Source organism: Leptospira biflexa serovar Patoc strain 'Patoc 1 (Paris)' (assembly GCF_000017685.1).
In the GTDB taxonomy this organism is placed as follows: Bacteria; Spirochaetota; Leptospiria; order Leptospirales; family Leptospiraceae; genus Leptospira_A; species Leptospira_A biflexa.
On sequence record NC_010602.1, the window covers coordinates 1,844,366 to 1,859,372 of the forward strand.

Consider the following 15,007-nt stretch of genomic DNA (forward strand, 5'->3'; position numbering starts at 1 on the left):
TAGACTTCCGCACGGAGAAATCTAGGGTCAAGGACTATTTGGAAACTGGATAGGCTTCGTTTCCGTGTTCTAAAATATCCAAACCTAACAGCTCTTCTTCTTCCGAAACGCGAAGCCCGACTGTTTTTTTGATGAGATAGAACATGAGTAAACTCGCAGGGAAAGCCCATAAAAATGCAGTGACCACTCCAATGGCTTGGGCCGCAAATTGAGCAAATCCCGCGCCGTAAAAGAGTCCCGTGTCCAAACTAAACAACCCATAAGCCATTGTCCCCCATGCGCCGCAGACCCCATGCACGGAGACAGCACCTACGGGATCATCGATTTTGCGATTGTCCAAAAAGAGAACCGAAACAATGACTAAAATACCAGCCACAAGGCCAATGATCACTGAGCCCAAAATGCTCACATTATCACATGGTGCCGTGATGGCAACAAGCCCGGCAAGGCCTCCATTGAGGGTAAGTCCAATCTCCGGTTTTTTGAATAGATACCAAGTGAGTGCCATAGCACTGAGAGCACCTGCACAAGCTGCCATATGAGTCACGACTGCGATCTTGGCAAAACTCCCCCCTTCGATGGAAGTGGTAGACCCTGGGTTAAATCCAAACCAACCAAACCATAAGATAAACACACCAAGGGCTGCCATAGACATATTATGCCCAAGGATTGGATAGACCCTACCATCGGATTGGAATTTGCCCATCCTTGGACCAACAACTATTGCTCCCGCAAGTCCAGCCCAGGCACCGATGCTATGTACGACTGTCGATCCAGCAAAATCATGAAACCCAACACCTTCACCTCCGCCAAGTCCGAGGGACTCTAAAAATCCTGTGGAGACTCCGAGTAAACTCCCCCAAGCGAAAGATCCAAAAACAGGGTAAATGACGGCAGTGATGATTACAGAAAAAATCAGGTAAGCAGAAAACTTGGTTCGTTCTGCCATCGCACCCGAAACAATCGTGGCGGCAGTGGCAGCAAATACAATTTGGAAGATAAAGAAAGTGTACTTACCTGGATCCATAGTCCCATCTTCTGCATTGATGAGAGATTCTGCAAACGAGGGGACTCCAATTCCAAATCCATCCAAAACTTGTGGGCCAAACATAATCGAAAAACCAATGAGCCAATACGCGAGGGCACCTACTGTTAAGTCGGAAAAGTTTTTCATAAGGATGTTCACTGCATTTTTGGCTCTCGTAAATCCTGCTTCGACATACGCAAACCCAGCTTGCATAAAAAAAACCAAAAAGGCGGCAATACAAGTCCAAACCCAATTGGCTTCTTGCTTTGTGGTTTCGAGGGCAAGTTTTGTTTCTGCAAGAGAGGCCTTGATAACAGCCAAGTCTTTTGCCAAGGATTCCAAACTTTCCTTTTCCCCGTTCTCAAGAGACTCAGCGTTCAGCACGCTGACCAAAAATAGGGCCATCAATGTAAAATAGATTCCGAAATGTTTCATATAACTTTCCTTAACTCACTTTTTGTGTATGTGATTCTAATCTCAAAAGAGAGGTTTTTAATTCCAAACTTTGAGGGGTGTTTTTTACGCCTTGTTGTAATACCTTAATCGCTTTTGGTTTCGCATTTTCTTTCAAATAACATTGTGCCAACAAAATACTTGCTTTCGCAAAACTATGGTCACTCGACAGGGCCATCTTCAAAGCCCGTTTCGCTTCCGAAATCATCCCTGCCTTGTAATAGGCTCGACCCATGGTAAAGTGAGAAGCGGCAGTATTATCACCAGAAGTGCGGAGATACTCTTCTAAATACCGAATGGCTTCCTTGTATTTTCCGTCTCGATAGTACATTTTTCCAAGGAACACTAAAATTTCTTTTAAAGAAGAATCGATGCTAAAGGCTTTGAGCGCTTGGGCATAGGCTTCTTCCATTTTCATTTTGGAATTGGATTGTTTTGCCAATTGGATGTAATGGGAAGCTTCCGGAATGGAATCTCCACAATACAAAAAGAGAAAACTCAAATCGTCTCCATTGGGAACTTCCCCTTGGTAGGCCCGAAACCGTTTGATAAAGGCAGCAGATAATTTTTTTAAATCCACTTTTCCTCGCCCTTCGATGACAAGTTTTTCCCTTTCATCGTGTAACCAAGTTTGGATTCGTTCCACACCTACTTCATCTTTAAGGTGGTTTCTTTGTTCACTAAAACCATCTGAAATCAAAAGTAAAAAATCACCAGGTTCGAGTTTACCTTGTTTTTCTTCATAATCTGCTTTTCTGACAGGAAGGATTCCCAAAGGGACCCCTTTTGTATCATATTGAATGAAGGTATCATCAGATGCTTTATAATGTAACATCCGTTGGTGGCCCGCATTCACATACCCAAAGGTATAATCACTAAAGATTCGAACCATAAACGCAGTGAAATAAGTTGATTCAGGAAGTTGTTCTCTTAATTTTTCGCCGAGTTCTTCCATGATTTCTGTGAGACCAAGCCCTGCCATCACGGATCGTCGGAACTGATGGTGGATGGCCATAGTAACGAGCGCCGCAGGGATTCCATGTCCCGACACATCGATGTTAATTGCTGTGAGAGAATGACCTTGTCTGACAATATCGACTAAATCCCCACTGACCTCAGCCATTGGTTCATAGTGACTTGCAAAATAAATTCCATTCCAGGCACTTAAGTCTTGTGGTAGGATTTGGCTTTGGACATTTCGTCCCATTTTTAAATCCCACTCCAATTGATTGAGAATTGCCGCCTCACGTGCCCTAGCAGTTACAAGTCCCTCAATGAGGCGCACACCATAAAGTGCCAGTGCCAGTTGTGAAGTGAGTGCCTCCAAAATTTCCAAGTCATCAATGATGTAGAAGTTTTCCCTTTCACTTTCTACAGCCAGAGTTCCGAGGATCTCTTCTTTTTGCATGATGGGAACACACATCACCGACTTGGTTTTTTCCCCCTCATCAAAGTAATGCGCCGATCTGGAAAGGTCATTGACAAGGATCGGTTCTTTGGTTTCAAAAACAGTTCCTGAATACCCTTCTCCTGCTTTTAAATTCCGACGTGGAGGTTCGGTTTCTTTTACAAATTTAACAGGGACTAAAAATTCACCGTCCCATAATCGGAGTGTGGTGTTGTCCGATTCAAAAATCTCCTGGCAAATCAGGATGACCTTGTCAAAGAGTTGGTCTTCTCTATCTAAATTGGCAAATTCTTTGGAGATATAAAGGAGGATTGCAATTTTATCTTTATCTGTTAATCCTCCCACAACTTTGTTCTGTCCGCGGAAGTTGACGAGCATTCGTTTGGAAACTTTGAAATCAACCATATTGGATACCTTTCACCTTTAGATGCAAGTATCGTACCGACGATGCATCTCGCCTAAAGAAGTTAAAATATCCTATATTTCTCTACAAACTGGATGGAATTTGCACAAAACGTCAACGGCTTGTTTATGGAAAACAGCCAATTTGTTTATCTTTTAAGCAAATGGTGTTCTTGATTAGAACTGAAACTGCAATTGGAAGGCCATTCGAGTTTCGGCACCCTCTCTTTCCGGGACACTCAAACCTGCTCTTTGGACTGATAGGGCATAAAAATAACCTTCGCCAAACCAACTTGGAAATAAGGATCCAACAATCCCGATGGATGCAGTATAAAACCCACGCAAAGTCCGATCCATCCTGATCTCTCGACCAACACCTGTTAGTAGTTGGATGGATTCTATTTTACCTACGGCAATACTGAAATTTCCCGAATACATAGTTCTCACAGCATAAGGAATGTATTGATTGGATTCATTGAGACGGACACTTGTTCTTTCATAAAATTTTCGTGACCCCTCTAGTTGGAATTCCAACCATTCATTCCATTTGTATCCCAAACCAAGTAAGACTCGTTCCGGTAATTTTTCATTTAGGCGTTCCGATCCCAAGAATTGATCATATCGATAGGATCCAGGTGATTCTAACAATACCCCAAGTCGAAACTGTTCATATTGGATCGCTGTCGAAAGGGAAACATTCCAAGAATAGGAACTATACCCACCAAGCCTTCCTGAAACACCAGGTCCTAAATGTAAGGCAAAGGAAATGTATGGATTGAGTTTCCAATTGGCAAATGCCTGAAAGGCATAATTCGAATAACGTTCATCAGATGGAAAGGATCGTAAGTAAACTGGTTTCCCACGAAATCCAAACCCAAATGACTCCGAAAACGAAACATAACCTGCTCCCGAAATATAAACTGGAGAAAGATTTGGATTCGCATAACTTCCACTTGATGATACATCCAAAATATGTTTGTTCTGGAATGAAAGAAATGCTGTGTTCCCATATATACTTCCCATCGCATGAGTGCTCACAACTCCTTGTGAGGAAAGACCAAGCAAATAGGCAGAAGGGAATGCAACATCGTAACCCGAAATTTGTGCGTGGATCGGAAGGAGAGGGAAAAACGAACTACAGAAAAGTAGGAACCCCGAATGCCATTTTGATTTGAAAATCATTTACTGCCATTCCTTCATGAATTTACTGGAAAGAAAAGGGATTTCTGATGACAAAACCAATGTACAAACAATTTCGTTCCCCTCAAGGTTGGTATTCCTTCCTATTTCCTGTCAACTGGGAGCAAATGGTGGTCGAAGAAATCCCAGCCTTTTTCCATCCAGATGGTGGCGGTGCTTTACAAGTCTACGCCTTTGAATCAAAATTAGAACACTTCGATATTGACAAAGAATTGGAAAATTATCTCAAAATCCATGAAATCGACTACGATCCAGAAAAAGTTGCTGAATTTGAAAATAACGAAGGTTCATCCATCCGTGCCTGTGAGTTTATGCGAGATGATCGCGTTTGGATGGTATACATGGTGGCAAATAAAGAAAAGATGATCCTTCTCACTTACAATTCTGATGAAGAAATCGGTGATGAACTCTTCCAACAATTAACCAATATCATCAGTTCTGTCAGAATTTTGAATTAATTTCTACTTTACAGATTCAAAAAACCAACATAGTCTCAACTCCACCGTTTTAGATGGAAGTAGGAGTCACCATGAAAAAAGTAGGTTATGGAATTGGAGCATTTTTTGCTGCGATTCTTCTAATCATCATCATCGCATTTGTTTTAGCTGGGAGTATCATCACTCCAAGTTTTCTTGTCAAACAAATTGAATCTTCCTTAAATGTCCGTGCCCATGTCGAATCAGTGAATATCAATCTTTTGAATGTGTTATCTGGCATTGAGATTGAAGGGATCATCCTTGCCCCAAGGGATGAAGTGGCAAACAAAGGCACTCCTCTCGAAGAACGAAAATCGAAACCGAAAGGTGCCATCCAACTTGGTAAAGTGGATGTAAAAATTTCTTTCCTAGCTCTCCTTACCAAAACGGTTAAAGTCAACAAACTGGTGTTAAAACAACCAGAAATTGCTCTCACCATGAATGAAGATGGAGGCAATAATCTAACGTCACTTTTCAAAACGCCAAAAATCGTAGATGGCGAAAAAAACCCTGCCCTCTCTCCTGAGGCCCTAGCTGAAAAAAAAGCCGCCGAGGAAGAAGAAGCGAAAGAAAAAGCAAGTGCACCTCCCTCTGGACCTTTTTCCATTAAAGACGTTCCGATTGCCATCAAGATGGGACTTGTGGGGATCCAAGAAGGGAACATCCAAGTGAATATGCGTAAAACGGGTCAACAAATCCTAGTCCAAAAATTAGACCTGGAAATCACAGACATTGATATTGATGGAAGTGATTTGGATTCGCATAACAGCCTTGATGTGAATTTTGATGCGGATGTCACAATCATTGGAAGGAACAAAAAAGAAGCTGCCAAGTTTTTACTCGAAACGGGTGGGAAGGTCACTCCATTTGTTGTGAAGACAGGCCTTGTGAATCCAAAAGTGATATACGAAGTTACGATGAAAGAGGATTCCTTTCTTTCGGGTTTTGCTGCCTTTGATGCGATTGCCGGTGAACTTCCTGCTATGAACCAAGCTGGACTCAAACTCGACAAACTCAAAGAAAAAGCGGAACTCAAAAAAGATGTGAGTTTCAAAGTGGAATATAGCAACGGTAAGGTGACTTTTCTTGACGAACCCACTTTCCCTACAAAAAATTATGACCTGCAAATCACAAAGGGTTCTTACATCATCACAACAACCAATTACCATGAAATGAGAATGGGTATGTTGTATGATGAAGATGAATCTAAAAAATCCCTGGCATCTGTAGATGAAAAAATCAAACAAGCCACCAAAGGCCAAGGGGATGCGAAAGCACTCCGGAATAAAATTGTGGGAAACTTAGTGAAGGATGAACGTTTGTTTATCCCTTTTCGCACCTATGGCGATATCCGCAATCCCAATGTAGAACTGGGTGTGGGACTTGGTACTCTCACTGACCTAATCGGTGGGGCGGTGAAAGAGGTGATCAAAGGGAAAGCAGGTGATGCGTTGAAAAAAATCCCAGGTGCAGGTGATGCCTTAAAGGGACTAGGGTTTTAAAATGAAATCCTAGATTTAGATCAAGAATGTACATAAAAAAGGGACCAAAGATTTACTTCTTTCTGGTCCCTTTTTTCATTCAGCCAAAATACCAAACATTTTAGATTGGCAGTTTGGTATTGTTTTTTAGAGACTAACGTCCACCACTCGATCTTTTTCTCATACTTGCATCCAAAACTTTTTTACGAAGACGCAAACTTTGTGGAGTGACTTCCAAAAGTTCATCATCATCTAAAAATTCAATGGATTGTTCCAATGTGAGTTTTTTCGGTGGAACAAGGCGGATTGCCTCATCCGATCCTGAAGCCCTTACGTTTGTGAGTTTTTTCTCACGCACTGGGTTTACTTCTAAATCAGAGTCCCTGCTGTTCATTCCGAGGATCATACCTGGGTAAACAGATACTTGCGGTTCAATGAAAAGATCCCCACGTTCCTGGACTTTCCAAAGAGCATAAGCAGTTGATTCCCCAGAGTCCATAGAAATGAGGGCTCCGTTTTTACGACCTGGAATTTCCCCTTTGTATTTATCAAAACGTAGGAAGCGGCTAGACATAACCCCTTCTCCACGAGTTTCCGAAATGAAATGGCCTCTAAATCCAATGATCCCTCTTGTAGGAATGATGTATTCCACGCGAGTGATTCCAGAAGTATGGGCATCCATTCCAGTGAGTTCTCCCTTTCGGCGGTTTAGCTCTTGGATCACAGCACCTGTGTATTGGTCTGGTAAATCCATCACTAAAGTTTCGTAAGGTTCAATTTTTTCACCGGCTTCATTGTGTTTGATGATGACTTCTGGTCGAGATACTTGGAGTTCGTAACCTTCACGTCTCATGTTTTCAATGAGGATGGATAAGTGGAGTTCCCCACGTCCCAAAATTTTAAAACGATCTTTGTCTTCTGTTTCTTCTAATCGTAATGCAACGTTTGTTTCAAGCTCTCGATCAAGGCGTTCCCGAAGGTTACGTGTTGTCACAAACTTTCCTTCTTTTCCGGCAAACGGTGAGTTGTTGACCATAAAGAACATGGAAACCGTTGGTTCTTCTACTTGGATCGCAGGAAGTGGGAGTGGATTGCCCATATCACAAACGGTGTCTCCAATGAAGACATCAGGAATTCCCGCCATCGCGACGATATCTCCCGATCCGGCTTCATCGATTTCATAACGAGTGAGGCCTTCGTATCCGTAGAGTTTTGTGATTTTATAATTAGCAGTGGTTCCGTTGGTTTTGGCGAGAGTGACATCTGCCCCTTTTTTCATTGTCCCTTGGTAAATTTTACCAATGGCGATACGACCCACATATTCGTTATAATCAAGTGCAGTCACTTGGAACTGGAGTGCTTTGTCACTGTCTCGTTTCACCGGAGGGACATGTGCAAGGACCATATCAAGGATTGGCTCGATGTTGGCACCAGGCACTTCCGAAAGATTATTCACAGCCCAACCTTGTTTTGCGGAAGCGTAAACAATCGGAAAGTCTAACTGTTCTTCTGTGGCACCAAGGTCACTAAACAAATCAAATACTTTGTCGACAGAAAAACCTGGCCTTGCCCCTTCACGGTCGACCTTATTCACAACTACAATGGGTTTATGGCCTAGTTGGAGGGATTTTCCAAGGACAAACCGTGTTTGTGGCATAGGACCGTCGAATGCATCCACAAGTAAAAGTGTACAGTCTGTCATGGACAGAACTCGTTCCACTTCTCCTCCGAAGTCAGCGTGGCCTGGAGTGTCTACGATATTAATGCGAGTGCCTTTGTACTTTACCGAAGTGTTCTTGGCAAGGATGGTGATCCCTTTTTCTTGTTCCAATGCATTGGAATCCATGATTCTTTCTCGGTCTTCTTTTGCGGTTACGGCGCCCGTATGGCGAAGGATACAATCTGTAAGTGTCGTCTTACCGTGGTCGACGTGTGCGATGATGGCGATGTTGCGAATTTCCATTGTTTTTACCAGAAATTCCAATCCACTTTGGCTGTAAATGGGGATTTGCGTTTGACAAGAGGTGCCTTTCAGAAATCCTGGTAAGAACTACATTCGAGAAAGAGATTAGGATAGTTATATGTTCGCCATCATTGAACTTGGAGCCAAACAATTTAAAGTGTCTCCTGACCAGGTATTCGTCGCAGAAAAAACAGGAAACACGGTTGGAAGCACAGTAGAGACGAAAGTCCTACTCCTTTCCGATAATAACAAAGTGAACATCGGTTCTCCAGCTCTGTCTGGCGCCAAAGTCACTTTAAAGGTATTAGAAGACTGTAAGGGTGAAAAAATCCACGGTTTCAAATACAAAAAGAGAAAGAACTACAAGAAGTCTTGGGGTCATAGACAACAACTCCAAAAACTACAAGTGGTTTCGATCAGCGGTTAATTGATTTATAGTAAAATTTTTAAAGATTTAGGAGGGAAAATCGCAGGAATCCAACTGGAAGGGCATTCTCCAAGGGACCATGGTCTAAGCGGAGAAAATCTATTGTGTGCAGGGGTATCCACTCTCGTTCAGAGTGCTCACTCTTACTTAGCATCACAAGACAGTTTGGAATCGGAAGCAAAACGTGACGGGTATTTGGAATTTTTTGTCAAATCCAACCAAAGAGAGGCTTTGCAAAGCCTACTTTCGATGGTCGAATTTGGACTGAAAAGCCTAGCCCACTCTCATTCCGAAGCGATTTCCATCCGTGACGAAATACTAAAGGGGTAAACAATGGCTACAAAAAAAGGTGGTGGTTCCACAAAGAACGGTCGTGATTCGGTATCGAAAAGACTTGGTGTCAAAGTATATGGTGGCCAACAAGCAATTGCTGGAAACATCATTGTTCGCCAAAGAGGAACTGAATACAAACCTGGAAAAAACGTAGGGATTGGTCGTGACCATACCCTGTATGCACTCGTTGACGGGATTGTGACTTTCGAACATGTAACAAAAGAAAGACAACAAATTTCCGTTTACCCGAAAGTGTAATCCTCTCCTACATTTGAGAGGACCAAACCCGTTTTAGGATTCCCTTAAACGGGTTTTTTTTTGACCCAAGGACTATATGAGCGGATTTATCGACGAAGTACCCATTCAAATTCGAGCCGGACACGGAGGGGCAGGTTCTGTCCATTTCCATAAAGAGAAATTTGTCGAATTTGGTGGCCCAGATGGTGGCGACGGTGGCAAAGGTGGCGACGTGATCTTTCTTGCGGAAGGTCGAATGATGACCTTGGAAAACTACCTGCCCGATCGTATGTATGCCGCACAAGACGGAGAGCCAGGTCTTGGTCAAAACCGAAACGGAAAAAATGGAGAAGACCTAATCCTCAAGGTTCCCGTAGGAACTCAAATCATAGATTCCGTGACGATGGAACTTATCTACGACTTCAATCACGACGGAGAAAGTTTTACCATTGCTACGGGCGGACGCGGCGGAAAGGGAAATACATTTTTTAAAACTTCTGTCCAACAAGCCCCACGTTACAGCCAACCTGGCGAAGAAGGTGGTGCTTTTTCTCTCATCTTAGAATTAAAATTATTAGCAGACATTGGCATTGTGGGTCTCCCTAACGCTGGTAAGTCGACTTTACTTGCCAAAATCACTCATGCCCATCCTAAAATTGCAGGGTATGCCTTCACTACTCTCTCCCCAAATCTTGGTGTTGTGCATAGACATGAAGATTTGTTTCGTTATACGGTAGCAGACATTCCAGGGATCATAGAGGGAGCATCAAGAGGTGTGGGACTTGGGATCAGTTTTCTCAAACACATTGAACGAGTACAAGGGATTCTTTTTCTTTTTGACGGTGGGAATTTACAACTCGAAGAAGAATTGGAAATGTTACGAAGTGAACTTGGGAATTATAACCAAACACTTCTGGATAAAAAGTTTTTACTTGTGATCAATAAAATGGACATTTGGGACAATGATCCCAGTTTCACCGAAGAGATCCAAAAAAAATACTCTCACCTAGGTGAAATCATTTGTATCTCAGCAGATAAAGAATTCAATTTGGAATATTTACTCGAACGTATCGACAAAGTATTTTTTACCGAAAAAGTAAAGTTAGTTTATGAAAACACGTAAGGATTTTTTAGATTCCATCCAAAAATCAAAACTCATAGTCATTAAAATTGGTAGTGCGCGGGTTTCTGGCGAAGAATCTAAAATTAATGATTTTTTATATGATTTGGTAGGTGACATTCGTTCCCTTCGTGACCAAGGAAAAGAAATCATTCTTGTATCCTCTGGTGCGATCGCACAAGGGAAAAAACTCTTGGTTCAAAAAAGTGGTTCTCACCTTCCCAATGGAAAAACGTCACTTGCCGAGAAACAAGCGCTAGCTGCTATGGGGCAGAATAAACTTCTCAACCTATATGATAGTTTTTTTAGTCGCGTGAATGTTCCCATTGCGCAAATTTTATTTGGACGAAAGGACTTAAACGAAGAAAATAGTTTCACAAATTTGAAACAAACATTCCGTCAACTTTTGGATTGGGGAATTTTACCCATTGTGAATGAAAACGATTCTGTTTCCACGGAAGAAATCAATTTAGGTGATAATGACATTCTTTCTGCCGTAGTTGCCTCTGTTGTAGGTGCAGACCTTCTTCTCATACTTACAGGTGTGGATGGTTTTTTAAATGGATCCGAAAAAATTGATTTGTTTACTGAAATCACAAAAGAAACAGAATCTTTGGCAACGGGTCCTTCTGGTCCTGGTACGGGTGGAATGTTTACAAAAATCAACGCCGCAAAACTTTTGTTACCATTTGGAATCAAAACAGGAATTGCAAATGGCGAAACAAAACATGCAATCAATCAATTTTTTTCAAGAGAATCGTTTGGGACCTTGGTTGCCAATGGAAGTTTTCCACATAGAATTCCTTCCGCTTCTGAAATCCAATCACACTTTTTTTCCTATCAGGTGGAGTAAACTATGACATTCGAAGCAACAGAATATGCAAAGTCCATTGCAACAAAGGCAAAAGAAGCAAGTCGTGCATTAAAAAGTCTCACAACCCTACAAAAGAATTCTGTTTTAAAACGAGTGGAAACACTGCTTTTGGAAAATGAAACGGCAATCATCAAAGAAAACCAAATCGATTTACAAAATGGAATTCAAAAAGGACTTTCATCCGCCATGATGGACCGTCTGTTATTAGATTCCAAACGAATCCAATCGATGGCAAAGAGCATAGAAGAGATTCGAAACCTTCCCGATCCCGTGGGTGAAGTTGTACGCGGGACCATCCTTCCGAATGGACTCGAACTTCTTACGAAACGTGTGCCCATTGGTGTGGTCATGACCATTTTTGAATCTAGACCCAATGTGATTGTCGACATTGCATCTTTATCCTTTAAATCGGGGAACGCTTGTATCCTACGTGGTGGGAGTGAAGCATATCACTCCAATTTGATTTTGTCATCCTTATTCCATCAAGCAATTGGTGAGTCGAACCTTCCCAGTGTCACAAAAGATGTGGTGAGTTTTGTGGAAAATACGGATCGCGAAGCGATGGTTCCGTTTTTCCAATTGGATGATCTCATTGATGTGATTGTTCCTAGAGGGGGCGAAGCCCTCATCCGATTTGTATCAGAGAATAGTAAAATCCCTGTCATCAAACACGATAAAGGTGTCACGAATTTATATCTATCCAATAAAGCCAAGGAAGACATTGTCCTTCCTATTCTAATCAATTCTAAAGTCCAACGCCCAGGGGTTTGTAATGCACTTGAGAATTTATTCATTCACAAAGACTACCCCCATATTCAAACCTTACTGAGTGATTTGCAAAAGGCTGGTGTTCAGGTTTTAGGAGATCAGTCGACCCAATCCATTTTTCCGAACCTACCGCTTGCAACAGAAGCAGATTTTTACACAGAGTTTTTAGATACAAGGCTCAGTGTCAAAATCGTAAAATCAGTCGAAGATGCCATGCAAAACATCCAAAACTACAGTTCAGGTCATACGGAATGCATTCTTTCAGAAGATGAATCAGAAATCCAAACCTTTCGCCAAGGACTCGATAGTGCGGCTATCTTTGTCAATTGTTCCACAAGATTCCATGATGGAGGCGAATTTGGCCTAGGAGCAGAAGTTGGAATTTCCACAGGAAAACTCCATGTGAGGGGGCCCATGGGACTTATCCACCTAACTACGACTACCACCTATGTTACAGGAAAAGGACAAGTCCGAGGATAAAATGGATGTGATCTTGTTTGGTGGGAGTTTTAACCCACCGCACATAGGGCACAGACATGTGATCACTACCATTCGGAACCAATTCCCAAAATCAAAACTTTATATCTGTCCTAATTTTGTTTCACCATTTAAGTTGAATGAAAAAAAGTTTTCGAAAGAAGAAATTTGGTCTCTTTGTTTAGCTGAATTCGAAGCATTTTTGGAAAATAATGTGATCCTTTGGGATGAAGAAATCAAAAAAGACCAAATCAGTTTTACAATTGATACACTATTCAAATTAAAACAATTAGAACCGGGCCATTTGATTTCTCTCGTGATTGGTGAAGACAATGTTACACATTTTAACCAATGGAAATCATACCGAGAAATTTTAAACTTAGTTTATAAATTAATCATAGTCAGGCGAGAAACAGAATTTCCCAAACCAGTTTCCATACCAAATTACATTCCAGCTGAGAAAATCCTTGTTTTAAACAATCCCATTATGATAAAAAGTAGCCAGGAGATTCGGAACCTATTAGAAAATGGATTAGAAATCAATTCCATTCTTCCAAAAACCAAAACATTACTTCTAAACATGTACAAACAATGAGAATGAATCATAACGAAACCAAATCGATTGAAGAATGGATTTTTTTCTTCGAAAAAGAAGTTCCGACTCATGTAACAGAAACCAGGTGGGAGCATATCAAAAAAGTGGCAAAAATTGCAGAAGATTTGGCAATCATTCACGAGCCAAAGAATCCAAAAAAAGCCTACTTAGCAGGTCTTTGTCATGACATTACCAAACAAAAAAAATCAGATATCCATATGAATTTATTTCGTGAGTTCCATTTGGAAACAAATGGGATTCCCACCCAGGCCCTTCATGCCTATTCTGCCCCCTTATTCTTACAAAAACAGTATGGATTCTTCGATGAAGAAATCCAATCGGCCATCCAAAGCCATACTCTCGGGAATACAAATCCTTCTCTTTTGGACCAAATTGTATATGCAGCCGATTTTTTAGGATCAGATTTTGCCCAAAGGTCTCAGGAAATAGAAGTGTGGATACAAAAAACGAAGGAAAACCTTCATTTTGGGATTTTTATGAAGGCGTTTCAAACCATCTCGTTTCTCATGGAAAAAAAAGAAGTCATCCATCCCAATACTTTTTTTACATACAATCAATCAGCCCAATTTCTAAAGGAACACAGTTAAATGTTACGTGAGACCCAAGAAAAACAAACCATCCCTGCCAAAACCCTTCTATTGATTGCAGGTAGCTTTTTTGTCTTTGCATTATTATTTTTATTCCTAAGGTCAAAAACAGGATTTTCTCTCGATCAAAAATTTTCCCAAAGCAAACGAATGCCGATTCTTTTTTCTGTTTTAGGAGACAAAGATGAGTATCTGTTTTCTCTTTACGCGGAATTTTATCCAAATGAGAAAAAAGCAGCACTTTTTTTTGTGAATCCAAAAACGAGTTTTGATGACGGTGAAAAATCTTTAAAAGAAAAAGGAAATTCTGCACCTTCTTATGTTGAGTCTGTATTGGAAGATACTTTAGATTCTAACATTCCTTTTAAAATCGTTTGGACTAAGGAACAATTTCAGAATTGGATCAACCTACTCGGTGGATTACAACTTTTTTTTGAGCCTAAATCTTTACACCTAACTAAAAATTTCGATCGTAATAAAGAATCCTATGTGTTAGATGGAGAGGATTGTTTTGATTGGATGAGTTCTCTTTCAGACGAAACCATGATTTCCTACATTCGTAGATTAGAAATCCAAGAGACAGTGATTTTGACACTACTAGAAACCATTCATGAAAAAAGAGATACCATAGGCAAACAAAAAGTCGCATACCTTCATAGTCAAATGACGACAAACCTTTCTTCCAAAGAATGGGAAAATCTTTTTGATTTTTTAAAAAAGGAAAAAATTCAATTTGGAGTTTCTGAAGTTCCCGGTGAACCAGTTTTACGTCCCAAAATCAAAGACCAAATTTTGAAAGCAAATGAAGAAACGGTAAAGGTAGCATTTTATAAATTTTCAAGCGAACTTAGATCACCTTCTTTTGGAGAGGGAGAACGAGCAAGAATCGAAGTCTTAAATGGAACAGCAAAAAATGGACTTGCCAGATATGGAAAAGTGTTACTCAATGATAAAGGTCTGAAAGTTCTCACCGTTGACAATGCTTGGAATTCCAACTTTAAATCCACTGTGATCTTAAATCGTTCGGGAAATACTCATTACACAGATATGATCTCTGATACCTTCCAAGGCAGAAAAGTTTACTTTTCATTACGAAAGGATTTGGGTCTAGACGCCACCGTGATCATCGGAGAAGACTTTCAGAATTCCAAGGATTAA

Annotated in this window: 15 protein-coding genes; 11 read left to right on the plus strand and 4 right to left on the minus strand. The window is 41.0% G+C overall.

All coding sequences use genetic code 11. From position 1 onward, the window contains the following. Nucleotides 1-34: 34 nt before the first annotated feature. From LEPBI_RS08730 to LEPBI_RS08740, 3 genes are all read right to left on the minus strand, one after another. A complete protein-coding gene (locus LEPBI_RS08730; RefSeq protein WP_012388751.1) occupies nucleotides 35-1,462 on the minus strand; it encodes an ammonium transporter in 1,428 nt (475 codons plus the stop codon). A 10-nt stretch (nucleotides 1,463-1,472) separates the two neighbouring features. Continuing rightward, nucleotides 1,473-3,293: a GAF domain-containing SpoIIE family protein phosphatase gene (locus tag LEPBI_RS08735; protein ID WP_012388752.1), complete on the minus strand. Its 1,821-nt coding sequence runs from the start codon at nucleotides 3,291-3,293 to the stop codon at nucleotides 1,473-1,475. 174 nt (nucleotides 3,294-3,467) lie between these two features. Next, nucleotides 3,468-4,472, minus strand: a complete 1,005-nt coding sequence (locus tag LEPBI_RS08740) for a hypothetical protein (protein WP_012388753.1) — start codon at nucleotides 4,470-4,472, stop codon at nucleotides 3,468-3,470. Between the two features lie 47 nt (nucleotides 4,473-4,519). On the opposite strand from LEPBI_RS08740, the gene LEPBI_RS08745 reads away from it, so the two are divergent. Next, nucleotides 4,520-4,948: a hypothetical protein gene (locus tag LEPBI_RS08745; RefSeq protein ID WP_012388754.1), complete on the plus strand. Its 429-nt coding sequence runs from the start codon at nucleotides 4,520-4,522 to the stop codon at nucleotides 4,946-4,948. Nucleotides 4,949-5,019: 71 nt separating this feature from the next. After that, complete coding sequence (locus LEPBI_RS08750) at nucleotides 5,020-6,468, plus strand: AsmA family protein (protein WP_012388755.1); 1,449 nt, start codon at nucleotides 5,020-5,022, stop codon at nucleotides 6,466-6,468. Between the two features lie 133 nt (nucleotides 6,469-6,601). Here LEPBI_RS08750 and typA read toward each other — a convergent pair whose 3' ends face one another. Next, a complete protein-coding gene (typA, locus tag LEPBI_RS08755) occupies nucleotides 6,602-8,410 on the minus strand; it encodes a translational GTPase TypA (RefSeq protein ID WP_012388756.1) in 1,809 nt (602 codons plus the stop codon). Between the two features lie 118 nt (nucleotides 8,411-8,528). Between typA and rplU the strand changes: the two genes are divergently transcribed. From rplU to LEPBI_RS08800, 9 genes are all read left to right on the plus strand, one after another. After that, nucleotides 8,529-8,837 (plus strand): 50S ribosomal protein L21, encoded by a 309-nt coding sequence (rplU, locus tag LEPBI_RS08760; protein ID WP_012388757.1) that lies wholly within the window; start codon nucleotides 8,529-8,531, stop codon nucleotides 8,835-8,837. After that, the gene (locus LEPBI_RS08765) at nucleotides 8,838-9,167 is read left to right on the plus strand and encodes a ribosomal-processing cysteine protease Prp (protein ID WP_012388758.1); all 330 of its coding nucleotides are present in this window, start codon (nucleotides 8,838-8,840) and stop codon (nucleotides 9,165-9,167) included. Nucleotides 9,168-9,170: 3 nt separating this feature from the next. Further along, nucleotides 9,171-9,428, plus strand: a complete 258-nt coding sequence (gene rpmA, locus LEPBI_RS08770; RefSeq protein WP_012388759.1) for a 50S ribosomal protein L27 — start codon at nucleotides 9,171-9,173, stop codon at nucleotides 9,426-9,428. Nucleotides 9,429-9,504: 76 nt separating this feature from the next. After that, entirely contained in the window at nucleotides 9,505-10,530 is a 1,026-nt protein-coding gene (gene obgE, locus LEPBI_RS08775; protein WP_012388760.1) for a GTPase ObgE, read from the plus strand. Beyond that, nucleotides 10,517-11,380, plus strand: a complete 864-nt coding sequence (gene proB / locus LEPBI_RS08780) for a glutamate 5-kinase (RefSeq protein ID WP_012388761.1) — start codon at nucleotides 10,517-10,519, stop codon at nucleotides 11,378-11,380. Before obgE ends, proB begins: the two co-directional genes overlap by 14 nt. 3 nt (nucleotides 11,381-11,383) lie before the next feature. Continuing rightward, nucleotides 11,384-12,649: a glutamate-5-semialdehyde dehydrogenase gene (locus tag LEPBI_RS08785; protein ID WP_012388762.1), complete on the plus strand. Its 1,266-nt coding sequence runs from the start codon at nucleotides 11,384-11,386 to the stop codon at nucleotides 12,647-12,649. A 1-nt stretch (nucleotide 12,650) separates the two neighbouring features. Further along, entirely contained in the window at nucleotides 12,651-13,241 is a 591-nt protein-coding gene (locus LEPBI_RS08790; RefSeq protein WP_012388763.1) for a nicotinate-nicotinamide nucleotide adenylyltransferase, read from the plus strand. A 2-nt stretch (nucleotides 13,242-13,243) separates the two neighbouring features. Further along, a complete protein-coding gene (gene yqeK / locus LEPBI_RS08795; RefSeq protein WP_012388764.1) occupies nucleotides 13,244-13,849 on the plus strand; it encodes a bis(5'-nucleosyl)-tetraphosphatase (symmetrical) YqeK in 606 nt (201 codons plus the stop codon). Next, nucleotides 13,850-15,007 (plus strand): LytR C-terminal domain-containing protein, encoded by a 1,158-nt coding sequence (locus LEPBI_RS08800; protein ID WP_012388765.1) that lies wholly within the window; start codon nucleotides 13,850-13,852, stop codon nucleotides 15,005-15,007.